Below are 24,214 nucleotides of genomic sequence, written 5' to 3' on the forward strand. Positions count from 1 at the left end.
CTTGGTTGGGGTCTATCTGTAGGACTGGATCACCCACACGCGGCGGACCACGCGTGGGCAGTAGGGCGCTCATCTTCGGTCAGTCCTTGCACCCTGCCCATGACTCCGCAGGGCCTGCAGAGTCGGACAGGACAGGGACTTCCACACCGTCCTTGCCGGGCAGTGTGACAGCGTTGAACGCAGCCAGGACCGTCTGCGTGATCTCCTCGGCACGGTCACGTGGGACCGAGAGAACAATCTCGTCGTGGACGAAGATGCGGATCATCCCCAGCACCTCCTGAGGGAGGTTCATCACGCCTTCGAGGAACACATCACGTGCAGTACCCTGGCCGTACGCGGCAGGGGCTTGGGTGTACGCAGTGGAGCGTCCTACAGCCACACGACGGCCAAAACCAGTTGCAACCCAGCCGAGTGCCTCGGCGTGCTTGCGTAGGTGGTTTTTGAAGTGTTCGAGAGTCTGGAACTCAAAGTGCATGCGGTCCAACTGCCCCTGCGCCTCGACCTCGGAGATGCCAGCATGCGCTGCAAAACTCTTTGATCCCATGCCGTAGTTCGCGGCGTGGCCGAGCGCCTTCGCTTCAGGCCTGCGCTCAGCGTCACCGAAGACCCTGATGGCCATCTCGGTGTGGGCGTCGCGGCCCGGCGCAAAGAGTTCTGCGTACTTGGTATCACCGCTACCTGCTGCCATGCAGCGCGCGTCGATTTGCGACAGATCCACCGCGATCAATGCTTCATCAGCGTTGTCGGGCAAGATCATTTGACGCTGGCGGATCAGCTGCGCATCGCGAGAACCGAACACCGTCATGCCGGGGTTCGTGGTACTCAGCCGGCCAGTGACCTGGCTTGACTGAATACTCGGGTACACCTTGTCTCCGTGCAAGTGCTTCTTGATCGTCGAGGCCGGGGTAGAGGACTGCAGTAGCGTCTCCATCTTCTCGGCCAGTTCGACGACCTCGGGCACATCAGCGTGCTGTTCGGCAAGTTCATTCAGCGCCTTCGCACTGGTGCTGATCGCACCCTTGGCCGTGCGTGGGGCAGCAACGCCGAACCGTTGAAGGTACTCGGCAATAGCTTGCTTCCCGTTATTAGACGACCAGGGCTGTTTCCCCTTATCTGGGATACCGACCACGCTGACGAGCCAAGCACGGATCTCAGCCTTGATGGCTGCTTCTTCTGCCAAAAACTCTTCAACCTTGGCAGTGTCTACACGCACACCGTGGGACTCAACCACGCTCAGTGCGTGCATTTTCTCGTGCTCGCGCTGCAGATACTCTGCGCTAACTGCCTCCAAGGCAGCTGGGAGCATCTTGTTGTAGACAGCTACGTTTGCACGCACGTCCTGCAGTGCGTAAGCAACGTACTCAGCGTTATCTACAGGGATCTTCTCAAACCCGCCGTACTGCTTGGCCAGCGCCTTGAGCGCGGTATCACTGCCGCTGAGCAGCTTGCCGTCCACACCGCAGCGCGCGGCTACAGCTTCCAGGCCGTAGCCCAAATTCGTATCCCCACCAGCAGCCAGGCGGGACAGGACCAGCGTGTCATGCACCTTGCCAGCGTCGATGAGCGCCTTGTCGTCCAGGCCGTACAGCCGCCGCAGGGCAGGCAGGTCATACTGCACGATATTGTGACCGACGATGGTATCTGCGCGCTCCAGGAGCGGGATCAGTTCACCGGCAATATCCGTGGTGGTCACCGGCTCCGCGCCGTTGATCGAGTAAGCAGCAAGACGCACGAAGCCAGGATCATCCGTGACCTGTGCATCGTCTGCGCTGCCAGTCTCGGTATCAAACACAACAATGGTCTTGTCGGCGGGCGCTGCAGGGGCTGCTGGCTCGTCTACTGTTTCTGCTGGTGGCGTTGGTTCCGGTGCTGGCGGGGGAGTCCCACCGCCGTTACCGTTGCCACCGCTGCCGCCATCACCGTCGTCATCGTCGGGATCACCGTTCCCCGGACCCAAGGGATCGTCCTCAGGATCGCCAAGCCAGACAATTCTGTAGCGCAGATCTGCAAACTTAGGTGTCTCCATCTGCTTGACTGCAAGACCCTCAAGATTTCTGTTCTTGAGAAAGTTGTACACCTTCTGCAGACTGTATGCTTTTGCGTCCTGGAGGCCGTAGATACCGTCGGGGAGAGGTACGTGAGCATCTGCCATACCCAGCTGCTTCCACAACACATCTTTTGAGTCTTCTAGGTCCAGCTGTTCGCCAATGGAGCTAATGATCCGCTCGATATCCCACGCGCGGAAACCGTCCTCAAAGTCGTAAAACTCGTTATCCTGCACATACTTGTACAGCCAGTGAAGGTGCTGGATATCGGCAATTTCGCCATCATTACGCTCACGACGTTGCTCCTCAATGTCCGCGAAAAAGTCCTCGAAGCCCGCGTGGACAATCACACCTCCGACGACCTGGTACCACTTTTCAAAACTGCCTTCGGCCCTTCCAGACGGAGGCTTTGGCTTGTCCGCCGCTATCCACGACTGGATGATCGTGAGCAGTGCAGTCATTAGCCGGCCACGGTTTTCCAACACCCAGTCCTCTAGCGGGCTGTGCTTAAAATCCGACCTCGTCTCCGCGTAATCTACGTCTGTTGATAAGCGGCAGTAGTAGATGCGGCGAGCCATGTCGCGAGAAAACCGCACGTTATTGCCGGTAAAGGCCATCATAAGGATGTTGCGAACGGCAATTTGTCGTGACTCACCGAGTACACGGCCCCTGTAGGTCTTACTCGTGATCGCAGATCGAAGGTAGCGAGAATCAATCTCGCGGGGAGGCTCATCGAAATGCACGTGGGAATGACCAGCCGCATAAACCGACGTGAGCACCTTCCCCCACTCTTCGTCGTTGTTAGGGCACGTAGAAACGGGAAGCGCGTCACCCGTGAGCAGAATAGCCGCTGCCTTCAGGAGCTTTTCTTTACCCACCGAAGGACCACTACCCGTAATGGCCAACGCAGGTACAGCGTCAAGCCAGAGACGCACGATACTTGTGATCATCCAGGCCAGTACGTGAAAAAAGTCAGACTCGTCTTCAAACGGAAAGTCGCAAAACATCTCGCGAAGAAGTTCAAGTGCCTCGTCCGCCTCTTGCTCAGTCGGGTTGGCCGGTACTTCCAAACCTTCAACAGCTGGATCGAGGTCAAACTCCAACCCAGTTTCAACGTCATATCCAGAGTGGAGAATCATTCGACCACTCTCAGTAACAACCGGCGAATGCACAACACCGTTGAGCGGAGGCAAGTTCTTTACAGACTCGCTTTGAAAAATGTTGTCAACTTCAGAGCCAGGGAGACTGACACTTCTCGGGCCGTTTTTCATCATCATAAACGTCGTAACCGAGCGACGAATGATACTCATACCGTTCGAGCGTGTGACAGGCACAACGTCACAACGACGATTATCTGAAGCAGACGTTGCAGGCCTATGCAGCATCTGGACAGCCCGCTCACCCTGAGAAAATAGCGACTCGCCACCAAACTTCTCGTTGACAATCTCGAAGATCTTCTCGTTGCGAACCTCATCATTACCTTCGTGGATATCCATCACCTCAGACCCGGGATAACGAATCGTTTCCATCAGAGCGTCCAACTCACTCTCATTAGCTGCACCACCGGGAAGCTCAGGCATTTTCGGCATCTTCCGAGCAGGCTTGTCTTGGGCCTTGCTGATCCACAGCTCAAGCATCTCCGCACGCTTGTCTTCAGGCAGAGATGCCAGAACGTCATCGAGACCCTGCTTGCCCTGACCAGGCACCTGCACAAAGCGCACTGGTGTTGCACCCCACTGGATAAGCAGTTCGCGAAACTCGCGCGCGCCGTCATAGACGTACCGGTTCTCACTGGCGTCTGCATCAGGGACGATACAGACGTACAGACCCATGAACTGCGAGAGTACAGCGTAATTCTGCAAGCCTCTCCAGCCCCAAATACCCGTGATGCGGTAGACGGCAACCGTTTCGTCCGTGTTCGACAAGGCGGCAAGGGCTTGCTTCGTGCCCTCGACGATGAGCACGAGCTTCGTCTCATCAGTAACAGGTCGCAGCACCGTCAGCGCAGGCGGGGGAGTGCCCCACTCGTTGTCCTTGGTCGGGCAGATGTACTTCTTCGGCCGACCCTTGCTGTCGCACACAGATCCAGGCCGGGGCTTGACTTGGTACGTGGTTTCACCACTAATTTCTTCCATCGGGAAGACGAGAGATGTCAGCGCATCCGGGCCGATCCGCTGTAATTCCTTAGGTAGGGCCTCAATGGTGCGAGCTGAGTACACGCCACAAGCCTCGATAACCTCATCGGAGATCGCGCTCGCGCGCAGCTCTTCGAGATGCTCATCAGTGAGTTTCGGAGTCACGGTATGGACAGGCGAAGAAGTTGTATCTCCCGGTTGACCGAGTGATACCACGGTGGTATCATTGAGGTCAGAAACCGCAGCATCCTGACCCGTTGTTGTTTCTTGGCCCCCGCTCGCTACGGGGGTCTTTTTCTTTGCCTCCATGGTTACGCTGCACCTCCAAGCACTGTCACGAGCTGCTGGCGCTGCGCATTGCTGAGTTTTGGTGCAGCATCAACGACAGCATCAACAAAGTTGTCAAACATATGTGGCGACGGCACACGCGCAGCATCGAGATAGAGGTCGAGATCTTCCTGGCTGACGCGGTAGGCAGAACCGAAACGGTGAACGGCAAGTCGGCCTTCTTTAATGGCCTTACGCAGTAGAGACTCCGAGCCGAGGCCAAGTTCGTTGAGTTCTTGCAGCGAGTAGAAACGAGGTCCGATAGTCGGGGTAGCGGTGTCTTGTGCAGACATAATAAAGCGCTCCTGAGCAGTGTTAACTACCCGGAGCGGGGTGCTTTTCCGGCTATATTCAGGCGGCGTGGAGAGCCGTGCATAACTCGCTAGACGCTGGTCAGTGCGTCCATTGCTTTACCAGAGAGCGAACTCTGTACCTGACCGCTTTTGTGGCCGGTAATGCCGTTACCAGCCGGTCAATCTCGTTGGAGGAACCGTGCTTATCTCGGTCGAGATGCTATCTCTTTACGTCATATCCTCGGGGTTATCCCTTGTCCGTGGCTAGCAAGACCAGAAAGTATAGAAAGTCACCACGTGCAATCTGCTGTACATCTTACAGCAGTAACGCGGCCTGCGCAATACCTTTTGTAACTAACAATTCACAGTGCGGTACAACGCAGCCCTGCAGTCTGTGTGCGGCAAATATAGGGTGTGTGTCAATACATCCGTACCTCTAATGGCAATGAGCAGCCTGTGCGCCAAACGGGTGGCTTGCAAGAAGTCGCCCGCTGGAGCAGGGCGCCGCCCTATTGAAAAATAATGGAAAAAAATGATTAATGGGTATATACCAACCTTTCATTTTTTTCTACTTTTATCAGTGCCTTAGGTTCAAAACTGTAGGGAGGTCGTTTGGTGTACACCGTATGTTTGCCGCACACGGTGCTACTTAGCCACTTACGGCGCGAACATTCCGCTTAGACCGTATGTTTGCCGCACACAGCGGCAATTTCTACTTTCTCGTAATTACGTAGGAGGTATCGTACCCACAACCCATGTTCGTTTAAGTCGGAGCTGCTGCGCAGCCTGGTCACCGCGCTGGCAGCCACGCACTCGCCCGAGGAGCTGAACCTGGTGCTTGTGGATTTTAAAGGCGGGGCGACCTTCCTGGGCTGCGAGCAGCTGCCGCACACCGCGGCGGTGATTACCAACCTGGAGGAAGAATCCGTCCTGGTCGAGCGTATGTACGACGCCATCTCCGGGGAGATGAACCGCCGCCAGGAGATCCTGCGCCAGGCCGGCAACTTCGCCAACGTCGGCGACTACAACGCCGGGCGCGACCCGGACCAGTTCCCGCCGCTTCCCGCCCTGGTCATCGTGGTGGACGAGTTCTCCGAGCTGCTGGGCCAGCACCCGGACTTCGCCGACCTCTTCGTCGCCGTTGGCCGCCTGGGCCGTTCGCTGCACGTGCACCTGCTGCTGGCCTCCCAGCGGCTGGAGGAGGGCCGCCTGCGCGGGCTGGACTCACACCTGTCCTATCGGATCGGGCTCAAGACCTTCTCCGCCGCGGAGTCCCGCCAGGTCCTAGGCGCTACCGATGCCTACCACCTGCCCGCCCAGCCGGGTGCCGGCTACCTGAAGACCAACGGCGACGCCCTCGAGCGCTTCCAAGCCACCTACGTTTCCGGGCCGCTCGCCCGCCCGGCCGAACCAGCTGAAGGGGAAAGCGTACCGTCGGCCCGGGTGTCCGTCTTCGATGGCTGGGACGCTCACATCACCGAGGACAGCGAGCCGGAGCTTGTCTGGGATGAGTCGACGACGCTGCTCAACGAGGTCGTGGCCGCCGCCCGCGCGGAGGCCAACAACCGCGGGCACAGCGCCCACCGCATCTGGCTGCCGCCGCTGCCCGCCGCGGTCGAGCTGCCCGAGATCCTGCACCGGGCTGGCCAGACCACCCACCTGCAGGCCGCGGTCGGGCTCATCGACCGTCCCTACCACCAGCGCCAGGATCCCCTGGTGGTGGACTTTTCCACCGCCGGCGGGCACGCGGCCGTCTGCGGCGGTCCGCAGACGGGCAAGTCCATGGCGCTGCGCACCCTCGTCGGCTCCCTGGCCGCGAACCATGGAACTGAGGCCGTCCGCTTCTACGTCATCGACTTGGGCGGCGGGGCGCTAGCCAACTTGGACCGCCTGCCGCACGTGGCGGGCGTGGCCGGCCGCGACGAGCCGGACACGGTCCGCCGCGTCGTCGACGAGGTCACCGGCCTGGTCGAGCGCCCCGAGCCCCGCCACACCTTCCTGGTCCTAGACGGCTGGCACCACGTGGGCACCGCCGGCGCGGAGTTTAACGATCTCACGGAGAAGATCACCGCCCTAGCCGCCGACGGCCCCAGCACCCGCGTCCACCTGGTCTTGTCCACGCCGCGGTGGACCACCCTGCGCCCGTCGATTAGGGACCTCATCGCCCACCGGCTGGAGCTACGCCTGGGGGAGGCCATGGAGTCCCTGGTGGACCGCAAGGCCCAGCAGAAGCTGCCGGCCCTGCCCGGCCGCGGGCTCACCGAGACCGGGGAGATGATGCTACTGGCGCGCACCTCCAACCAGGACGTGGCGCACCTGCAGTCCCGCGGCGGCGACCCGGTGCCCCGGCTCAAGACCCTGCCCGACCAGCTGCTCCCGTCCGACCTGCCCCGGCACGCGCTGACCGCCGGGCTGGTCTGGGGAATCGGCGGCCGCGACCTGGAGCCGGTGGCCTGGGACCCGGCCACCAGCGCCCACCTGGTCTGCGTCGGCGCCAGCGGGTCCGGCAAGTCCACCTTCGTCCGGGTCATTGCCGGCGCGGTGACTGGCCTGCCCCGGGAGGACGCGCGCCTGGTGGTCATCGATCCGCGCCGGGCGCACCTGGGCGCGCTCGACGAGGACATGCTCGCCGCCTATGCCGCCACGCCCGCGGCGGCGGAGAAGGCCCTGCGCGATACTGCGGCGACTATGCGCGAACGCCTGCCGGGGCCGGATATCACCCCGGCGCGCCTGCGCGCCCGCGATTGGTGGAGCGGCCCGGAGATCTACGTGGTCATCGACGACGCAGAACTAACCAGCGAGGCCGCCCTGCACCCGCTGGTGGAGCTCATCCCGCACGCCCAGGACATCGGCCTGCACGTCATCTTCGCCCGCAAGGCCGGCGGCATCGGCCGCGCCATGTTCGGCAAGTTCTGCTCGGCGCTCAAAGACACCCAGCCCGCCGTCCTGCTCCTGGACGCCGACAAGGAGGAAGGCCCCATCTTCGGCATGAAGCCGAAGCGCCAGCCGCCCGGCCGCGGCCGCTTCCACGTCCGCGGCGAGGAACTGGGCCTGTGCCAAATCATCCACGCCGACGACCAAGAAGACGCAGCACCACCAGCCGCCGAAGAACGAGACGAGAGCAACCAAGCAGAAAGCAAGCGAAAGGACACCCCATGACGACCGCCGCACCCGCTTTGTTGACCATCACCATCCTGGACACCGCCACCATTTTCGAGGGCCCGGAAACCGTGTACCGCTACGACCTGCCCGGCACCGGGATAGTCGAGGGCTGGGCCCTGGACGGCGCGCTCGAGCAGGCGGAGAAGATCCTGGGCGCGCACTGGCCGGAAGCCTCCATCAAGGTCTGCGCGGATTCCAGCGCGACTGCGGTCTCAGCGGAAGCCGTGAGCATCATTACCCGGCAGCTCGAAGGCCGGGAGGTGCCGGTGGTGGACACTGATGAGCACGCGGTCTCCCATCCGGCAACCGAGGTCTTCGCCCCGCTCGCACCGGCTGCCGATGCCACCCTTACTGGCGGCTCACACCAGGACGCGCCGCGCGCCGAGCCGCTGCGGCCGAAAGCCGACGATTCCGCGAAGAGTGGGTGGTTCCAGCCCTTCTACGCGCTGCTGGCCGTGGTGGTGCTGATCGTGGCCGGCGTGGCCTGGTTCGTGGTCGGCCGCGGCGGCGATGCGAACGAGGAGAGCGCGGGCGGTGGGGCAACCGATAACGCGGTGGCGGCCGCCCCAGCCGGTCAGGACGCGGGCCCACCGGCGCCCGGGGAGGCGGGCAGCGACAGGCCGGCAAACGAGCCGCCGCCGGCACCGGAGCAGTTAAACGCGGCGGGCCTGTCGGTGCAGCTGCCGCAGGGCTTTCACGCCGAGGAATCCGCCGAGGGCGATGGGCTGGTCACGGCCACGGGGCCGGATCCGGACCTGCGGGTGCTCTTCGCCGCGGATCCGCTCTATTCGGTGCCCGCGGACTACTTGCTGGAACAAATCCAGGAAGAAATCGCCGACGACGACGCCCTGTCTCACCCGCAGGAGCACGACGGCCGGCTGACCTACGTGGAAAAGCCCGGGGACGACTCGCACGTGGTCTGGGCGACGTGGGTGGACGGCGATCACCAGCTGTCCGTGGGCTGTCACACCCGCGAGCTGCCCAGCGTCGCGCAGAAGGCGGCCTGCCGCATGGCCGAAGAATCCCTGGTCCGGGAGGGCTAGAACTTTTTTAAAAACACCGGGAACCGATCGCGCGGCAGGGCAGTCCAATAAAGATGAGGAAGGCACCGCGTCGGAAAGAACGTGGCGGCGGGGGACTTCCTCCACCAGTCTGAAAAGCAACCGCGACACACACATTCCGTGACACCACACTGTCAACCCGTTCGAGGAGGGGCGAACACTATGCACACTACGTTCAAGACCGAAGCCGAGGTCATGCAGGCCACGGCCGGGCATGTCGATTCGACCAATGAGGAAATCCAGGGCGAGCTGTCCCGCCTGCACAACGTCGTGGAGGGCGCCCGCGCGAGCTGGGAGGGCCGCGCGCAGCTGTCCTTCGACAACCTCATGCAGCGCTACAACGCCTCCGCCCAGCAGCTGCGTGAGGCCCTGTCCGCCATCTCGGACAACATCCGCAGCAACGCCCGCAACTTCGACGACGTCGAGGCCCAGAACGCGCAGGTCCTCAACAACGTCGGCGGCGCCGGCCTAGCCCTGTAGCCGCCCGGCACAACACCCACCGCGCGAGCGCACACAAGATAAACACCAGGAAGGAAAAATTCCCGCATGACCGCTATCAAGTACGAATTCGGCGCCATCGAGGCCGCCGCTGCCGATATCAACTCCACCTCGGCCCGCATCAACGGCCTGCTGGATGAGCTCAAGTCCATCATCGAGCCCATGGCCGCTACCTGGGAGGGCGAGTCCGCAGCTGCCTACCAGCAGGCCCAGCGCAAGTGGGACAACGCCGCCCTGGAGCTAAACCAGGTGCTGATGACCATCTCCCGCACCGTCTCCGAGGGCAACGACGCCATGAGCGACGTCAACCGCCGCGCCGCCGCCAGCTGGGGCTAAACGCACCCACCACACAATCCCGTCTGTCATCCCCGTCTTCCCCGTCCAAAGGGGAAGGCGGGGTTTGTGTGTAGTGGGGGAGCGTTGCCGCTGCCTAGCGGCGTTTTGGGATTTTGGGGCGAAACCACTAAAGTATTAGACCTATGTGTCTGAGCGAGACAGCCCTGCTTCGGGGCTGGACGCGGCGCCTAGTGCAGGTCTCCACCGGCCGCTGTATCTAGGGGCAGTCGAAGGACCATGGCGTTGGCCGGCAGTTCCGAGACAGACTTTCAAGGAGTCATTTTGTCTACTTTCCACCCTAAGAGCGGTGACATCACCCGCAAGTGGTACGTCATCGACGCTACTGACGTGGTGCTGGGCAAGCTCGCTTCCACCGTGGCAGACCTGCTGCGTGGCAAGCACAAGCCGCAGTTCGCACCGAACGTTGACTGTGGTGACCACGTCATCATCATCAACGCTGACAAGATCCACATCTCTTCCAACAAGCGTGACCGCGAAAAGCGCTACCGCCACTCCGGCTACCCGGGTGGTCTGAAGACCATGACCCTGGGTCAGTCTTTGGACGCAAACCCGGTACGCGTTATCGAAGAAGCTGTCACCGGCATGATGCCGCACAACAAGCTTTCCCGTTCTTCCGCCCGCAAGCTGCACGTCTTTGCAGGCGAGGAGCACCCGTACGCCGGCCAGAAGCCGGAATCCTACGAGCTTAAGCAGGTGGCACAGTAATGACCGAGCAGAACAACATCGATAACAACGTGGCAGACGCTGCTGACATCGCAGCCGCAGCAGCCGCAACCGAAGAGTTCACCAACACCATCGGTGACGTCGTTGCTCCGGAGTCCGCCGAGGAGACCGAGGCTGCTGCCCCGGCCATCCACGAGGGCCCGATCCAGACCGTCGGCCGCCGTAAGCGCGCCGTCGCTCGTGTCCGCCTGATCGCCGGCTCCGGCGAGATCGTGGTCAACGGCCGCACCCTGGATGACTACTTCCCGAACAAGCTGCACCAGCAGGACATCCTCACTCCGCTGACCCTGCTGGACCGCGAGAACCAGTTCGACATCAAGGTCACCGTCAACGGCGGCGGCCCGACCGGCCAGGCCGGCGCTCTGCGTCTGGCTATCGCCCGCGCACTCAACGTTTACAACCCGGCTGACCGCGCCGCCCTGAAGAAGGCCGGCCTGCTCACCCGTGACGCCCGTGCCGTCGAGCGCAAGAAGGCTGGTCTGCACAAGGCACGTCGTGCCCCGCAGTACTCCAAGCGTTAATTCTTCGCTGGTACTTACACTTACGCCGCTTGGGCCCTTCCCTTTCCGGGAAGCCCAAGCGGCGTTCGTGTTATCTAGGCCCGGAACCCTGGCGGGGTCTCGGTCTAGGACACCCGGGGACTAGGACAGCAAGGGGTTAGAATACCGAGTCGTTCCACCAGCGGCGCTCCGGGGTGCCGCAGCGGGAGCCGGTCTTGTCCAGTTTGATGCCCACCACTTGGTGGAGCTGGACGATGTTGTGTTCGAAGCCCCACTGGGAGCCGGCCATGTACATGCCCCACAGGCGGGCGGTCGGCAGGCCGACCAGGCTGACGGCCTCTTCCCAGTTGTCCTTGAGGTTCTCGCACCAGGCCGACAGCGTGCGCATGTAGTCAAAGCGCAGGTTTTCCTCGTGGAAGACCTCGAATCCGTGGTCCTGCATCTTGCGGACGATGGTGCCGGACCCGGTCAGCTCCCCGTCCGGGAAGATGTAGCGGTCGATGAAGGATCCGCGCGGGGTCTTATGGTTGTCCGGGTAGGTGATGCAGTGGTTGACCATCACGCCGCCCTCGCGCAGCTTGCCGGACAAAAAGTCGAAGTAGCTGGCGTAGTTCTTCACGCCGATGTGCTCCATCAGGCCGATGGAGGAGATGGCGTCGAAATTTTCCTCCGACACATCGCGGTAGTCCATGTAGCGGATCTCAGCCAGATCCTCGAGGCCTTCCTCCAGGATCTTCTTCTGGCCCCACTCGGCCTGCTCGCGCGAGAGCGTCACGCCGATGGACTTCACGCCCTGGCGGGCGGCGTAGCGGACCATGCCGCCCCAGCCGCAGCCGATGTCCAAGTGGCAGTCGCCTTCCTTCAGGTGCAGCTTCTCAAAGACCAGGCGGTACTTGTTGGCCTGGGCCTCGTCCAGCGAGGCGTCCGGGCTGGGGTAGTAGGCGCAGGTATAAGTCATGGAATCGCCCAGGAACAGCTCGTAGAAGTCGTTGCCCACGTCGTAGTGGTCGGAGATGACATCCGCGTCGCGTTCCTTGGAGTGCCGCGACAGGCCCTGGCGCAACATGCGCTCGAATCGGCCGGCGCGCTCGGCCTCCGGTACCGGCTGGATCTGGATAGCGCCCATCGAGGCCAGCGAGCGCACGATCTTCAGCAGCGTGCTGGTATCCGGCCGCTCGAACTTCCGGTACATCTCGTGCAGGGCGTCGAAGATGCCGTAGGGGTGGGCCAGGTGCTCGCCCTTGACCGTGATGCCGTCGGTGATAAACGCGCGGGCTAGGCCGACGTCGCCCGGGGCGGTGGCGATGTAGGACAGGCCTTCCACGCTGTTGATGGACACGTGGTACTGCGAGTCCGGGTTGCCGGTGGAAGAACCATCAAACGCGGTCCAGTAGAAGGGGTTGGCGGCGGGGACGAAGGCGTCGATGATCTCGGCTACCGTCATCGGCTGAAACTTACCGGGCATGGGATAGGGCTTCCTTTCTTTCTTTCGTTGTCTTAAGAGTTGTTCACGGTCTTGTCGTAGAGAGTGGGGAAACGGCCCGCCGGGTCGGCCTGCTGTTTCATCTTCTCCGGCAGGTCGCCGCCGTAGAGCTCGGCGAACTGCTCCGGGGTATAGAAGGCCTCGGAGTACAGGGACTTGTGGCCGCCCAGCTCGCTGACCTTGGCCTCGATGACCTTGTTAAAGGCGCCCGGCTCTTGCTCCGGGCTGACGTGGTCGGCCGGGACTCCGGACCAGAAGCCGACGTTTACCCAGGTCGTCCCCTGCTTTAGGGGGTACAGCGGCCAAGGCGAGTCCGAGGAAGCGGTAACCTCGCCGGTGCCGACCAGGTCCTCGACGCCGTCGCGCAGCCGGATGGGGCACAGCCAGACCGGCTGGATGTCGCTGGCGGAGAAGAACCAGTCGAGCCACTGGGCGGTTTTATCGGCGGTGACTTCCACGTCTTGGACCACCCGCTCGGAGGCCGGCAGGCCCTTGGGCTTTTTGAGGAAGTTGTATTCCAGCTGGTACTTGCGGTCCAGGCGCACGATCTTCCAGTAGAAGGAGCTGCGGCGCCACTGGCGCGGCCAGATCTTGCGCACCGTCGGGTTCTGCGCGCCGAAGGCCCGGGAGCACCAGAACCAGTCCGTGTCCCAGCGCCAGATATAGTCGCGGATACTCAGCAGGTCGTGGCTCGTGCCGTGGGGGTGCTGCAGGCTGCGGTAGTAGATGGCCTGGCCGGTGTAGTCCGAGGTATGGGAGGCGGAATTGCCAGCCGCCACCGCCAGTACCAGGTAGGCCTCCTGCGGGCTGAAGGCCACCCCGTCGAGACCGTGCAGGCGCGTGCCGTCGAATTTTCCACTGGCGGAGGCCTCGGCCAGGGCGTCCTGGAAGCTGTCAAGGTCGTGGAAGCGCACGGAGCGGACCTCGATGCGGGAGGGGACTTCCTCCAGCTCGATGGTCAGGCGGACCGCGTAGCCCAGCGAGCCGTAGGAGTTGGGGAAGGTGCGGAACAGATCCACGTTTTCTTCCCGGGAGCAGGTCACGATCTGCCCGTTGCCGTTGAGGACGTCCATCTCCAGCACGGATTCGTGCGGCAGGCCGTTGCGGAAGGAGGTGGATTCCACCCCCATGCCGGTGACCGCCCCGCCCAGGGTGATGGTTTTCAGCTGCGGGACCACCAGCGGCGCCAGCCCGAAGGGCAGGGTCGCGTCCACCAAGTCCTCGTAGGTGCACATGCCCTGCACGTCGGCGGTCTTGGCCACCGGGTCGATGGCGATAACCCCGCCCAGGCCGCTCACGTCCAGCCCCGGGGTGGTGGACTCGCGGCCGCGGAAGAGGTTGGAGGTCTTCTTCGCTAGGCGCACCCGTTTGCCGGCGGGGACGGCTGCGAAGCTGCTCAGCAGCCGGCGCACGCCTTCTGCGTGGCGGTGCCAGCCGATGGGTTGGATGTCTTCCGCGTCGACCGTGCGGCCGGGTAACGCGCGGGCTAGCGCATTAGTAGCTCGACCGGTGACGTTAATCAGTGATTCTCTTAAGGTTCCGCCTGCGCTCATATGGGGCCATTTTAAGCGTGTCCGGGCGCGGCGCTATTCGGTACCGGTGCGGCTCCCCCACTTTAGGTGAGTGCAGGAAGTGGGAATAGGTCCGGTCCGGTCGCGCGAAGCATAACGGTAGGGGCATAATGTTGGACATGACTCGACTATTTGGCACCGACGGAGTACGGGGTCTGGCTAACCAGAAGCTGACCCCCATGCTGGCACTGAAACTTGGCCAAGCGGCGGCGGAGGTGTTTACCGCCAACCGGGAATCCTACGAGCGCCGACCGCTCGCAATCATTGGCCGCGACCCGCGCGTGTCCGGGGAGATGCTCGACGCGGCGATCGCTTCCGGGCTCGCCTCCCGCGGCGTGGACGTGCTGCGCGTGGGCGTGCTGCCGACCCCGGCGATTGCCTTCCTCACCGATGACTACGGGGCGGACCTGGGCGTGATGATTTCTGCGTCGCACAACCCCATGCCGGACAACGGCATCAAGTTCTTCTCCGCCGGCGGGCGGAAGCTGCCGGACGCGGTGGAAGACGACATCCAGCAGGTAATGGACTCCTTGAGCGAGGAGGGGCCGACCGGCACCAAGCTGGGTCGCATCATCTCGGAGGCTCCCGATGCCCGCGAGCGCTACCTCAAGCACCTCGCCGAGGTCGTTACCGCCGACCTGTCCGGTATCACCGTCGTGGTGGATACCGCCAACGGCGCCGCCTCCAAGGTTGCCCCGCAGGCTTACGAGGCCGCCGGCGCGACGGTCATCCCGATCCACCACAAGCCGAACGCCTTCAACATCAATGAGGACTGCGGCTCGACCCACATCGAGCAGGCCCAGAAGGCCGTGGTGGAGCACGGCGCGGACCTCGGCCTGGCCCACGACGGCGACGCCGACCGCTGCCTGGCTGTCGATGCCGCCGGCAACGTCGTTGACGGCGACCAGATCATGGCTATCCTGGCCGTCGGCATGCACGAGGACAACGACCTGCGCCACAAGACCCTGGTCGCCACCGTCATGTCCAACCTGGGCCTGACGCTGGCGATGCAGGAGCAGGGCATCGAGGTCGTTCAGACCAAGGTCGGCGACCGTTACGTGGTCGAAGAGCTCATCCGCGGCGACTTCTCTCTGGGCGGCGAGCAGTCCGGCCACATCGTCCTGCCGGACGACTGCACCACCGGCGACGGCACCCTGACCGGCCTGTCGCTCATGGCGCGCATGGCCCGTTCCGGCAAGTCGCTGCAGGAGCTGGCCAGCGTGATGAAGGTCCTGCCGCAGGTGCTCATCAACGTGCCGGTTTCCGACAAGTCTGCCATCATGGGCAACGATGAGGTCAAATCCGCCATCGCCCAGGCCGAGGAGGAACTCCACGGCACCGGCCGCGTGCTGCTGCGCCCGTCGGGTACTGAGGAGCTCTTCCGCGTCATGGTCGAAGCTGCCGAGGAAGAGCAGGCCCGCAAGGTCGCCGGCCGGCTCGCCGCCGTGGTCGCCGGGGTCTAAAAACACCCGCGCCACCGGCAACCGAGAGCCCACGAGCGGTTCCAGAAAAAATTGGTGGGAACCGCCGGGGACTTCCGGCAGTCCAAAGAGGTGAAGCTGCTCCCATTCGGGGCGGCTCGGACCTGAAGAGAAGAGACTGCAAGAAAGGGAGTCCCTCGGTGCCGGAATTCGAGTTCGACCACACTGATATTGTCGCTCGCCTGGGACAGGTATCCACCGGCGTGAGCGCGCAGCGCCAGGCGCACCTGCGCCGCGTGCCGGAGTACCCGCAGGCCGCCGCCGGCCGTGATTTCGCCGGCCACGGGCAGCGCATCCAGCAGCTGCTTAACCGCCTGCATGAGCTGGGCGGTTGGCGCATTAACAACATGGACGCAACCGTGCGCGCCGCGGCCGACCAGTTCACCGCCGTCTACCGCGGCGATGACGCGTTCGGCGCCCGCCTGGGGCAGGGGGATGACCATGAGCAGCACTAGCGCCATGACCCGCAGCCAATTAGCCGATTATTCCCGCTCGGTGAGCAATTTCCAGCTGGCCAGCCAGGGCGCGTATTCCGGCCCGAGCCTGCCAATCGGGGTACTGCAGAAGATGGTCGGTTCCGTCGACGGGCTCAGCAGCGCCGACCTGGTGGCGGGCACCCGGGCGGCCGTCGGCGCGGACCGGCCCAACCGCGGCGGCGGTGAGCTGCGCGAATTCCTGCTCGGCGGCGGCTTCCTCGTCGCCGGCGACAAGCTGTTGGACCGCCTGCGCACCCTTAACGACGACCACGAGGATGACCGCACCCAGGCCGACGAGCTCGCCCGCGACGCGGAGGACTGCGCCCAAGCCATCGACGACGTGGTGGACGTTTCCGACTCCGCGATCGGGGAGTTGCTCAGCGCCGCCATCGGGCTGCTGGACATCCTGGCGATGGTGCTGCGCCGCCACCCCGTGGCCCAGTTCCTCATTTCGGCCATCTCCGCCATCGGCGGCCGCGTCATCGAGGACACCAACAAGCAGGTCGCCGGCACCTGCCGGGAGCGCGACGAGGCCATCGACAGCTGCTACGAGGAATTCGAGCGCCGCTGTGAGTGCGCCTGCGAGCGCCCCCTACCGCCCGAGCCACCGGAAGCCCCCGCAGAACCAGAAACCGAACCCTGCGCCGAGGACCAGCCAGAGGCCGTGCCGAAACCCACACCAGAACCGCAACCCAAGCCCGAACCCAAACCACAACCCAAGCCCACACCGGATGCCGGCCCACCACCGACCGAGCCGTCGTCCCTGGACCCTGTGCCCAAGCTGGCCCCAGAACCTGAACCAAAACCAGAAAAACAACCAGAACCACAGCCACAGCCCAAACCGGCACCGGCCCCTCACCCTGAGCCTGAGCCCTGCCCGGAACCAGAAATTCAACCTGAGCCCAAGCCTGAGCCAGAACCTAAACCGGAGCCCGAACCGGAGCCTGAACCTTGCCCCGAGCCGAAGCCAGCACCGGAAACCGAGCCGACCAGACAGCCCGCACCCGAACCGGAACCCACGCCAGAGCCTGAGCCAGCACCCGAGCCCTGCCCGGAGCCGGTCCCATGCGAGCCCGCGCAATGCTGCTGCGGCGTCCTCGGCGTCGCCGGTGCCGGCGTGGCACTTATCGGGGCTGGCCTGCTGTTGGCGGCCGCGGCCGAGTGCCTGGAGGGCATGGAATGCCCGGAACCAGAACCAGCTCCTGAGCTAGAGCCAGAGCCAGACCCGGAACCAGAACCCGAGCCCTGCCCGGAGCCTGAGCCGGAACCCACACCGGAACCAGAGCGGGCTCCTGAGCCTAAGCCCGGGCCGCCGGACCTGTCAGAGGTGCCGGAGCCGGAACCGCCGGCAGGCAAGCTGGCCCATATGGATGCCGCGCCGCCGGCGCCCGAGCCGGCGGCACCACCGGCTGCGGACGCCGGTGGTGGGGCGGGGCTTGCCCCGCAGGAGGCGCAAGTGCAGGAAGAAGATACTGGAGATGAACAGCAAGAGCGAGCCCGAAAGGCAGGACGATGGTAGACGACTTCGACGAATTTGCCCGGCAGTTCCGCCAGCGTACCGCGGCGCGGCTGCTGGAATTTGAACGCACCCTGGCCAAGGCGCAGGAAGACTTAGAAAAGGCCGCGGACAATGCCAAGAACCAGGCTAGTGCCGAGGCGAAGGCGGCCGGCAAGACGCCGCGGACTTCGGCGGCGCACCCCGGGGCGCCGGCGCGGTTGGGGCGGGAGGAACGCAGAAAGCCCCAGCGCACAAGTGTGCCGGGGCAGGTAAAATCCGTGCTGCGGAGGGGCTAGTCGTCGCGGGTGACGCCGGCCTTCTCACTGAGATCTTCGCCGATGAAGCTCTCCACGTTCTTGCCGACGGCCTCCGGATCGGAAAAATCGGAGTACTTGCTGTCGTTGTTGAGCTGGTGGAGGAAAAAACCGGTGATAAGGCCGCGGGCGGTCTCCGTGGGGCCGCCCTCAAAGGCCGGGGTGCCGAGCATGAGCTTGGTCAGGCGGTCTTCGCTAAAGCCCTGCTGGGTGCCCTTGGCAATCTCCCGGTAGGAGCAGTCGCCGGCCCAGTTGTAGGCCAGCTTCGCCGGGTTGCCGGCGCTGAAGATATCGGAACGGCCGGACCCGATGACCAGGCCGGGGATCTCCAGGCGGCGGGCGGCGCGGGAGGCCGACGGGGCAGTGGAGGCGGGGTAAATGGCCGCGACAGCGCGCACCTTGTCGTTGTCGACGCTGGCCAAGACGGCGGCGCCGCCGCCCATGCCGTGGCCGACCATGCCGAGCTTGCCCGGGCCGACGGAGATATTGCCCTGGCCCAGCTTCACGCCGGCGGCGATCTGCAAGGCGGTTTCCATGTCAGCGGCTAAGTTGCGGTGGTTCGGGTGAAAGCCGGTCTCCGTGTCCGGGGCGACCGCCACGATCCCCCACGAGGCCAGGTGGCGCAGCGTGGCGTGGTAGCTTTTCACCTTCTTCATCCAGTCGTGGCCGAAGGCCACAGCGGGCAGCGCGTTGCCTTCGGCAGGGGCATACACCTTGCCGTTGAGGCCGGCGTACGACAGATCGCCGACGAGCACCCGGTGCGGGCCGCGCTTGGACAGGGTCGATAGATGCTTCTTCAAATTCGCAGACACATCTACCAGGATAGAGCAAACCTTGGCACGGTAGCACCTGACCGGGGCCGAAATCTCCGGGCAATTGTTACGGCGAGGTGAATATACAACCTGCCTCCGTCGGAGTGCTGGATAATGCTGTAATATCTGGGGCTATGTGTGGAATCGTCGGATACGTTGGTCAATCGGGAAACGACCGTGAATATTTTGCCCTCGACGTCGTGCTGGAGGGGCTGCGCCGTCTGGAATACCGCGGCTATGACTCCGCCGGCATCGCGATGTACGCGGACGGGGAGATCGGTTGGCGCAAGAAGGCCGGCAAGGTAGCCGAGCTGGATAAGGAGCTGGCCAACCGCCCGGTGTCGGACTCGGTCCTGGGCATCGGCCACACCCGCTGGGCCACCCACGGCGGCCCCACCGATATCAACGCCCACCCGCACGTCGTCGACGGCGGGAAGCTCGCCGTCGTCCACAACGGCATCATCGAGAACTTCTCCGAGCTGCGTACCGAGCTCATCGACAAGGGCGCCCACTTCGCATCGGAGACCGACACCGAGGTAGCTGCCACGGTGCTCGCCGACGTCTTCCACGGCGCGGCCGAAGGTGATCTGACCCGCGCTATGCAGCTGGCCTGCCAGCGCTTTGAAGGTGCCTTTACGCTGCTGGCCATCCACGCGGATCAGCCGGACCGTATCGTGGCTGCCCGCCGCGACTCGCCGCTGGTCATCGGCCTGGGCGAGGGCGAGAACTTCCTGGGCTCCGACGTGTCGGGCTTTATCGACTACACCAAGTCCGCCGTCGAGATTGACAATGACCGCGTTGTGACCATCACCGCGGACGAGGTCGCCATCACCGATTACGATGGCAACCCGGCCGAGGGCAAGCCGTTTGAAATCATGTGGGACGCCGCGCAGGCGGAAAAGGGCGGCTTCGACTCCTTCATGGCCAAGGAGATCCATGACCAGCCGAGCGCAGTCCGCGACACCCTGCTGGGGCGCTTCGACGAGTCCGGCAAGCTGATCTTGGACGAGCTGCGGATCGAGGAATCCGTGCTCAAGTCCATCGACAAGATCATCGTCATCGCCTGCGGCACCGCCGCTTACGCTGGCCACGTGGCCCGCTACGCCATCGAGCACTGGTGCCGCATCCCCACCGAGGTGGAGCTGGCGCATGAGTTCCGCTACCGCGATCCCATCGTCAACGAAAAGACGCTCGTGGTGGCCCTGTCTCAGTCCGGCGAGACCATGGACACCCTGATGGCGGTGCGCCACGCCCGCCAGCAGGGAGCGAAGGTCATCGCTATTTGCAACACCCAGGGCTCGTCCATCCCGCGTGAATCCGACGCCGCGCTCTACACCCACGCCGGCCCGGAGATCGCGGTGGCCTCCACCAAGGCCTTCCTGGCGCAGATCACCGCCACCTACCTGCTGGGCCTGTACCTGGCGCAGCTGCGCGGCAACAAGTTCACTGACGAGGTCGAGTCCATCCTGCGCGAGCTGCGCGCCATGCCGGACAAGATTCAGGAGGTCATCGACGGCGAGCAGCAGGTCGCGGACCTGGCCAAGTCCATGCAGAATGCGACCTCCGTGCTCTTCCTGGGCCGCCACGTCGGCTTCCCCGTAGCCTTGGAGGGCGCGCTGAAGCTGAAGGAAATCGCCTACCTGCACGCCGAGGGCTTCGCCGCCGGCGAGCTCAAGCACGGCCCGATCGCTCTTATCGAGCAGGGCCAGCCGGTCTTCGTAATCGTGCCGTCCCCGCGCGGCCGCGACTCGCTGCACTCCAAGGTGGTCTCCAACATCCAGGAGATCCGCGCCCGCGGCGCCGTCACCGTGGTCATAGCCGAGGAAGGCGACGCCGCGGTCGAGGACTACGCGGACTACATCATCCGCATCCCGCAGGCCCCGACCCTGATGCAGCCGCTGCTGGCTACCGTGCCGCTGCAGATCTTCGCCTGCAACGTCGCCGCCGCGAAGGGCTACGACGTAGACCAGCCGCGTAATCTCGCAAAGTCGGTGACGGTAGAGTAGCTTCCATGTCGTTACTCACCACCCGCATCGATTTGGATGCCATCGCCCACAATGTTGCCTACCTCAAGGACAAAGTGGGACCGGGCACCCGGCTGATGTGCGTGGTGAAGGCGGACGCCTACGGGCACGGAATCGAAAAGGTGGCCCCCGTGATGGAGGCCGCCGGCGCGGACGCCTTCGGCGTGGCCACCACCGCGGAGGCCGTGAGCCTGCGCCAGGTCGGCGTCAACCAGCCGATCGCGGCGTGGATCTGGGACCCCAGCGATGATCTCTCGGAGGTGCTAGCCCACGGGATTACCGTCGGCGTGCCCTCCCTGGAGCACGCCCGGGCACTGATCAACCAGGAGACTCCGGCCAGCGTCATCATCGGCGTGGAGACCGGGATGCACCGCTCGGGCATCCAGCGCGCGGACTGGCCGGAAGCTTTTAAACTGCTGCGCGACTGCCCCTTCCTGGAGGTCACCGGCCTGATGTCGCACTTCGCGTGCGCTGATACCCCGGATCATCCGCACAACGACTACCAGGAACAGCAGTTCCGCAACGCCCTAGAGCAGGCGCGGTCGATGGGCCTGGAGTGCCCGGTCAACCACCTGGCGAATTCCCCGGCCACCCTCACCCGCCCGAGCGCCTACTTCGAGCAGGTGCGCGTGGGCCTGGCCTGCTACGGCCTGGAGCCAATCGAGGGCTTGGAACACGACCTGCGCCCGGCGATGACCTGGGCTGCCACCGTCATCAACGTCAAGCCGATCGAGCTGGGGGAGGCCACCTGCTACGGCCTGACCTGGAGCGCGTCCGAGCCGGGCTACCTGGCCACCGTGCCCGCCGGCTATGCCGATGGCCTGCCGCGCAACTTCCAGGACAAGCTGAAAGTGGGCATCAACGGCCACCTCTACCCACAGGTCGGCCGGGTGTGCATGGACCAGGTCGTGGTGGACTTAGGCCCCAACCCGCACGGGGTGGCCATCGGGGACGAGGCCGTGCTCTTCGGCACCGGCGGGCGCAGCGCCACCGATCTGGCGAACGCCGCCGGGACCATCAACTACGAGGTGGTCTGCCGGCCCACCGGGCGCACCCAGCGGACCTACCTTCCCCGGCAGGAGGCCTAGGATGCGCAGCGATTTTCCCGCTTGTGGCAGCGAGACCCTGAGCACCCGCGAGCAGACCCAGGACTTAGGAGCGCGCCTGGGACGCGCACTGGAGGCCGGTGACGTGGTGATCCTGGACGGCCCGCTGGGCGCGGGCAAGACCACCCTGACCCAGGGCATCGCGGCGGGCATGGGCGTGAAAGGCCGGGTGACCTCGCCGACCTTCGTCATCGCCCGGGAGCATCGCGCGAAGCAGCCCGGCCCGAACCTGGTGCACGTGGACGCCTACCGCCTGCTGGATGACTTCGGCGCCGGCTCAGGTGATCCCATCGGGGACCTAGACGCGCTGGACCTGGACACGGAGCTGGCCGACGCCGTCGTCGTCGCCGAATGGGGTGGCGGGTTGGTTGAGCAGCTCAGCGACGACTTCCTGCTCGTGCGCATCGACCGGGAAAGCGCGCGGGCTGACGACGCCCCGCTGGATGAAGACGGACCCCGCGTTATTTCCTGGCAGTGGCACAGCCGCTAGCCGGCCGCGCCCGCGATGAGCGCGGAGGCGCCACACACTCGCGGAACCTGCACGATGTACCATTGCAGGGCGTAAAAACAATGCCCAAGCCTGTCTAGGCACTTAATCCCCATAGAAATAATCCGATAGTCGGGCGTACGACTGTCGCGCAGAAGGAGTCACCATGATGAAACTGTCCAAGTCAGCCGCCGCACTGGTGGCCGTCGTCACCGTCGGCTTCCTCATCGCCATCCTGGGCCTGGTCGGCTGGACTGCCGCCCGCGCCGACGAGCCGGTCGGCCGCGTGGGCCACATCCTGGAAGAGACCAAGAACAAGGGCCTGCACGGCACGGCCCTGTCCCCGGCGGACGTCTACGGCGAAGAGTGGAACGCCGCGGCGTTTGTTTGCCCGGGCGTTTCCGGCGATGAGCTACGGGAAGCCTTCGACCTGAACCCGGACGAGCTGGACCTGGTGGACGGCAAGGTCCCGGAGGACACCAACTACTTGGTGGCCCTGGACGATGACCTGAACACCTTCCCGGAGAAGCTGGACCGCAGCGAGGTTGACCTGTGCTCCCAGCAGGTCCCGCCGGTCATCAACGGCTTCTCCCTGCTGCCGTTCATGCAGAACCAAGACGGAACCTGGGTCCTGGCGTCCTAATGCGTGTTCTGTGCATCGACACCTCCACCACGGATCTGGTCACCGGTCTGGTGGATATCGACCCGTCCCAGCCGGGCAACGCGGCTTATGCCCAACCGTCGGCGGCCCAGGACGCGACCGTTAAGGACACCCGGGCCCACAATGAGCTGCTGATGCCCACCATCGACCAGCTGCTGGGCGGGGACTATTCCCAGCTGGACGCCGTCGTGGCCGGGTGCGGGCCGGGGCCGTTTACCGGCCTGCGCGTCGGCATGGCCACGGCCTCCGCCCTGGCGCAAGCGCGCGGAATCCCGGTCTATGGGCTCTGCTCGCACGACGCCATCGCGGTGGCCGCAGCCGCCCAGGACAGCGGTGCCGCGGAAGGCACACACACCAGCGGCTCCGCAGAAACCGGCGAGCTCGTGGTGGCTACCGATGCCCGCCGCAAGGAGATCTACTACTCCGTCTACCGCGGCACCGAGCGCGTCAGCGGGCCGGACGTGGCCCGCCCCGAGGACGTGGACTTCCCGGACGCCGTCACTGCCGTCTACATCCCCGCGGCGCTGGGGGAGCGGCTGCCCGAGAAGTGGCACGCCGCTGTGCGCCCGGCGCTGAACCCGTGCCCGGCCGCGCTGGCAGCAGCCGTGGACTTTAACGCGCAGCCGGAGTCGCTGGTGCCGCTGTACCTGCGCCGGCCCGACGCGAAGGAGCCGGCGCCGAAGCCGCGCTCGGCGGCCATCCCCGAGGTTGAGCTGTGAGCCTCGTCCTGCGGGAGCTAAAAGCATCTGACGCCGCCCGGTGCGCCGAGCTGGAAACCGTGCTCTTCCCGGGGGAGACCCCCTGGTCGCAAGAGGTCTTCCAGGCGGAGTTTTGCCAGCCGCACACCTTTTACCTGGGCGTGCAGGATACCGAGGCGGATCTGTTGGTGGGCTACGCGGGCATCGGGCGGATGGGCCCGGCCGATGACCCGGAGTATGAAATTCACACCATTGGCACGGATCCGGCGCACCAGCGCCGCGGTATCGGCCGGATGATGATGGACAATATCTGCTTTATCGCCGACCGTGAGAAGGCCCCGATCTTCCTGGAAGTGCGCGTGGACAACGCGCCGGCCATGAGCCTGTACGAGGCCTATGGCTTTCACCGGCTGGGCCTGCGCCGCAACTATTACCAACCCTCCGGCGCGGATGCCTACACTTATAAGCGAGAAGGCGGGCAGCCCGCCGACGACAGTTAGCA

20 protein-coding genes and 1 pseudogene are annotated in these 24,214 nt (G+C 64.3%); 16 read left to right on the plus strand and 5 right to left on the minus strand.

Features of this window, described 5'->3' with window-relative positions; genetic code table 11:
* Positions 1-79: 79 nt before the first annotated feature.
* Together HMPREF3067_RS07800 and HMPREF3067_RS11075 are read right to left on the minus strand one after the other, a co-directional pair.
* Positions 80-4,489: a DNA polymerase gene (locus HMPREF3067_RS07800; protein ID WP_070769161.1), complete on the minus strand. Its 4,410-nt coding sequence runs from the start codon at positions 4,487-4,489 to the stop codon at positions 80-82.
* A gap of 2 nt (positions 4,490-4,491) precedes the next feature.
* Positions 4,492-4,800: a helix-turn-helix domain-containing protein gene (locus tag HMPREF3067_RS11075; RefSeq protein ID WP_070735991.1), complete on the minus strand. Its 309-nt coding sequence runs from the start codon at positions 4,798-4,800 to the stop codon at positions 4,492-4,494.
* A gap of 759 nt (positions 4,801-5,559) precedes the next feature.
* Between HMPREF3067_RS11075 and eccCb the strand changes: the two are divergent.
* From eccCb to rpsI, 6 genes and pseudogenes are all read left to right on the plus strand, one after another.
* A pseudogene (gene eccCb, locus HMPREF3067_RS07805) lies at positions 5,560-7,959 on the plus strand (type VII secretion protein EccCb); the annotation flags it as partial.
* Positions 7,956-9,005, plus strand: a complete 1,050-nt coding sequence (locus HMPREF3067_RS07810; protein WP_070769163.1) for a type VII secretion-associated protein — start codon at positions 7,956-7,958, stop codon at positions 9,003-9,005. The pseudogene eccCb and the gene HMPREF3067_RS07810, both read left to right, overlap by 4 nt.
* Positions 9,006-9,185: 180 nt before the next feature.
* A complete protein-coding gene (locus HMPREF3067_RS07815) occupies positions 9,186-9,503 on the plus strand; it encodes a WXG100 family type VII secretion target (RefSeq protein WP_070769164.1) in 318 nt (105 codons plus the stop codon).
* Between the two features lie 66 nt (positions 9,504-9,569).
* A complete protein-coding gene (locus tag HMPREF3067_RS07820; protein ID WP_070769165.1) occupies positions 9,570-9,857 on the plus strand; it encodes a WXG100 family type VII secretion target in 288 nt (95 codons plus the stop codon).
* 282 nt (positions 9,858-10,139) lie between these two features.
* A complete protein-coding gene (rplM, locus tag HMPREF3067_RS07825) occupies positions 10,140-10,583 on the plus strand; it encodes a 50S ribosomal protein L13 (protein ID WP_070769166.1) in 444 nt (147 codons plus the stop codon).
* Positions 10,583-11,122, plus strand: a complete 540-nt coding sequence (rpsI, locus tag HMPREF3067_RS07830) for a 30S ribosomal protein S9 (protein WP_070769167.1) — start codon at positions 10,583-10,585, stop codon at positions 11,120-11,122. The genes rplM and rpsI overlap by 1 nt, the downstream gene beginning before the upstream one ends.
* Before the next feature lie 136 nt (positions 11,123-11,258).
* On the opposite strand, the gene HMPREF3067_RS07835 is transcribed toward rpsI, so the two are convergent.
* Both HMPREF3067_RS07835 and HMPREF3067_RS07840 read right to left on the minus strand, forming a co-directional pair.
* Entirely contained in the window at positions 11,259-12,566 is a 1,308-nt protein-coding gene (locus tag HMPREF3067_RS07835) for an SAM-dependent methyltransferase (protein WP_070769168.1), read from the minus strand.
* A gap of 32 nt (positions 12,567-12,598) precedes the next feature.
* Positions 12,599-14,137, minus strand: a complete 1,539-nt coding sequence (locus tag HMPREF3067_RS07840; RefSeq protein WP_070769169.1) for an FAD-binding oxidoreductase — start codon at positions 14,135-14,137, stop codon at positions 12,599-12,601.
* Between the two features lie 137 nt (positions 14,138-14,274).
* Here HMPREF3067_RS07840 and glmM point away from each other — a divergent pair, with 137 nt between their 5' ends.
* The 4 genes from glmM (at position 14,275) to HMPREF3067_RS07865 (ending at position 17,906) form a co-directional block, all read left to right on the plus strand.
* Positions 14,275-15,618 carry a phosphoglucosamine mutase gene (gene glmM, locus HMPREF3067_RS07845; protein ID WP_070769285.1) on the plus strand — a complete coding sequence of 448 codons (1,344 nt, stop codon included), beginning with the start codon at positions 14,275-14,277 and terminating at the stop codon, positions 15,616-15,618.
* A 158-nt stretch (positions 15,619-15,776) separates the two neighbouring features.
* Complete coding sequence (locus tag HMPREF3067_RS07850; RefSeq protein ID WP_083319214.1) at positions 15,777-16,091, plus strand: hypothetical protein; 315 nt, start codon at positions 15,777-15,779, stop codon at positions 16,089-16,091.
* Positions 16,078-17,631, plus strand: coding sequence for a hypothetical protein (locus HMPREF3067_RS11380; RefSeq protein WP_083319233.1), 1,554 nt, complete (start codon positions 16,078-16,080; stop codon positions 17,629-17,631). The genes HMPREF3067_RS07850 and HMPREF3067_RS11380 overlap by 14 nt, the downstream gene beginning before the upstream one ends.
* Positions 17,625-17,906: a hypothetical protein gene (locus HMPREF3067_RS07865; RefSeq protein WP_070769172.1), complete on the plus strand. Its 282-nt coding sequence runs from the start codon at positions 17,625-17,627 to the stop codon at positions 17,904-17,906. Before HMPREF3067_RS11380 ends, HMPREF3067_RS07865 begins: the two co-directional genes overlap by 7 nt.
* Here HMPREF3067_RS07865 and HMPREF3067_RS07870 read toward each other — a convergent pair.
* On the minus strand, positions 17,903-18,736 hold the full coding sequence (locus tag HMPREF3067_RS07870) for a poly(ethylene terephthalate) hydrolase family protein (RefSeq protein ID WP_070769173.1): 834 nt from the start codon (positions 18,734-18,736) through the stop codon (positions 17,903-17,905). The genes HMPREF3067_RS07865 and HMPREF3067_RS07870 overlap by 4 nt on opposite strands.
* Before the next feature lie 134 nt (positions 18,737-18,870).
* On the opposite strand from HMPREF3067_RS07870, the gene glmS reads away from it, so the two are divergent.
* The 6 genes from glmS (at position 18,871) to rimI (ending at position 24,212) form a co-directional block, all read left to right on the plus strand.
* The gene (glmS, locus tag HMPREF3067_RS07875) at positions 18,871-20,742 is read left to right on the plus strand and encodes a glutamine--fructose-6-phosphate transaminase (isomerizing) (RefSeq protein ID WP_070769174.1); all 1,872 of its coding nucleotides are present in this window, start codon (positions 18,871-18,873) and stop codon (positions 20,740-20,742) included.
* Positions 20,743-20,747: 5 nt separating this feature from the next.
* Entirely contained in the window at positions 20,748-21,848 is a 1,101-nt protein-coding gene (alr, locus tag HMPREF3067_RS07880) for an alanine racemase (protein WP_070769175.1), read from the plus strand.
* A gap of 1 nt (position 21,849) precedes the next feature.
* Complete coding sequence (gene tsaE / locus HMPREF3067_RS07885; RefSeq protein ID WP_070769176.1) at positions 21,850-22,356, plus strand: tRNA (adenosine(37)-N6)-threonylcarbamoyltransferase complex ATPase subunit type 1 TsaE; 507 nt, start codon at positions 21,850-21,852, stop codon at positions 22,354-22,356.
* 163 nt (positions 22,357-22,519) lie between these two features.
* Entirely contained in the window at positions 22,520-22,996 is a 477-nt protein-coding gene (locus HMPREF3067_RS07890) for a hypothetical protein (protein ID WP_070769177.1), read from the plus strand.
* Positions 22,996-23,733 carry a tRNA (adenosine(37)-N6)-threonylcarbamoyltransferase complex dimerization subunit type 1 TsaB gene (gene tsaB / locus HMPREF3067_RS07895; protein ID WP_070769178.1) on the plus strand — a complete coding sequence of 246 codons (738 nt, stop codon included), beginning with the start codon at positions 22,996-22,998 and terminating at the stop codon, positions 23,731-23,733. Before HMPREF3067_RS07890 ends, tsaB begins: the two co-directional genes overlap by 1 nt.
* The gene (rimI, locus tag HMPREF3067_RS07900) at positions 23,730-24,212 is read left to right on the plus strand and encodes a ribosomal protein S18-alanine N-acetyltransferase (protein ID WP_070769179.1); all 483 of its coding nucleotides are present in this window, start codon (positions 23,730-23,732) and stop codon (positions 24,210-24,212) included. Before tsaB ends, rimI begins: the two co-directional genes overlap by 4 nt.
* Positions 24,213-24,214 lie beyond the last annotated feature (2 nt).

Origin of the sequence: Corynebacterium sp. HMSC04H06 (assembly GCF_001815935.1) — a bacterium.
Taxonomy (GTDB): Bacteria; Actinomycetota; Actinomycetes; order Mycobacteriales; family Mycobacteriaceae; genus Corynebacterium.

Bases quoted from the DNA above. Each gene is read 5' to 3' on its own strand.
- HMPREF3067_RS07800 (WP_070769161.1), bottom strand. From the start codon at position 4,489: ATGGAGGCAAAGAAAAAGACCCCCGTAGCGAGCGGGGGCCAAGAAACA.
- HMPREF3067_RS11075 (WP_070735991.1), bottom strand. From the start codon at position 4,800: ATGTCTGCACAAGACACCGCTACCCCGACTATCGGACCTCGTTTCTAC.
- HMPREF3067_RS07810 (WP_070769163.1), top strand. From the start codon at position 7,956: ATGACGACCGCCGCACCCGCTTTGTTGACCATCACCATCCTGGACACC.
- HMPREF3067_RS07815 (WP_070769164.1), top strand. From the start codon at position 9,186: ATGCACACTACGTTCAAGACCGAAGCCGAGGTCATGCAGGCCACGGCC.
- HMPREF3067_RS07820 (WP_070769165.1), top strand. From the start codon at position 9,570: ATGACCGCTATCAAGTACGAATTCGGCGCCATCGAGGCCGCCGCTGCC.
- rpsI (WP_070769167.1), top strand. From the start codon at position 10,583: ATGACCGAGCAGAACAACATCGATAACAACGTGGCAGACGCTGCTGAC.
- HMPREF3067_RS07835 (WP_070769168.1), bottom strand. From the start codon at position 12,566: ATGCCCGGTAAGTTTCAGCCGATGACGGTAGCCGAGATCATCGACGCC.
- HMPREF3067_RS07840 (WP_070769169.1), bottom strand. From the start codon at position 14,137: ATGAGCGCAGGCGGAACCTTAAGAGAATCACTGATTAACGTCACCGGT.
- glmM (WP_070769285.1), top strand. From the start codon at position 14,275: ATGACTCGACTATTTGGCACCGACGGAGTACGGGGTCTGGCTAACCAG.
- HMPREF3067_RS11380 (WP_083319233.1), top strand. From the start codon at position 16,078: ATGAGCAGCACTAGCGCCATGACCCGCAGCCAATTAGCCGATTATTCC.
- HMPREF3067_RS07865 (WP_070769172.1), top strand. From the start codon at position 17,625: ATGGTAGACGACTTCGACGAATTTGCCCGGCAGTTCCGCCAGCGTACC.
- glmS (WP_070769174.1), top strand. From the start codon at position 18,871: ATGTGTGGAATCGTCGGATACGTTGGTCAATCGGGAAACGACCGTGAA.
- alr (WP_070769175.1), top strand. From the start codon at position 20,748: ATGTCGTTACTCACCACCCGCATCGATTTGGATGCCATCGCCCACAAT.
- tsaE (WP_070769176.1), top strand. From the start codon at position 21,850: ATGCGCAGCGATTTTCCCGCTTGTGGCAGCGAGACCCTGAGCACCCGC.
- HMPREF3067_RS07890 (WP_070769177.1), top strand. From the start codon at position 22,520: ATGATGAAACTGTCCAAGTCAGCCGCCGCACTGGTGGCCGTCGTCACC.
- tsaB (WP_070769178.1), top strand. From the start codon at position 22,996: ATGCGTGTTCTGTGCATCGACACCTCCACCACGGATCTGGTCACCGGT.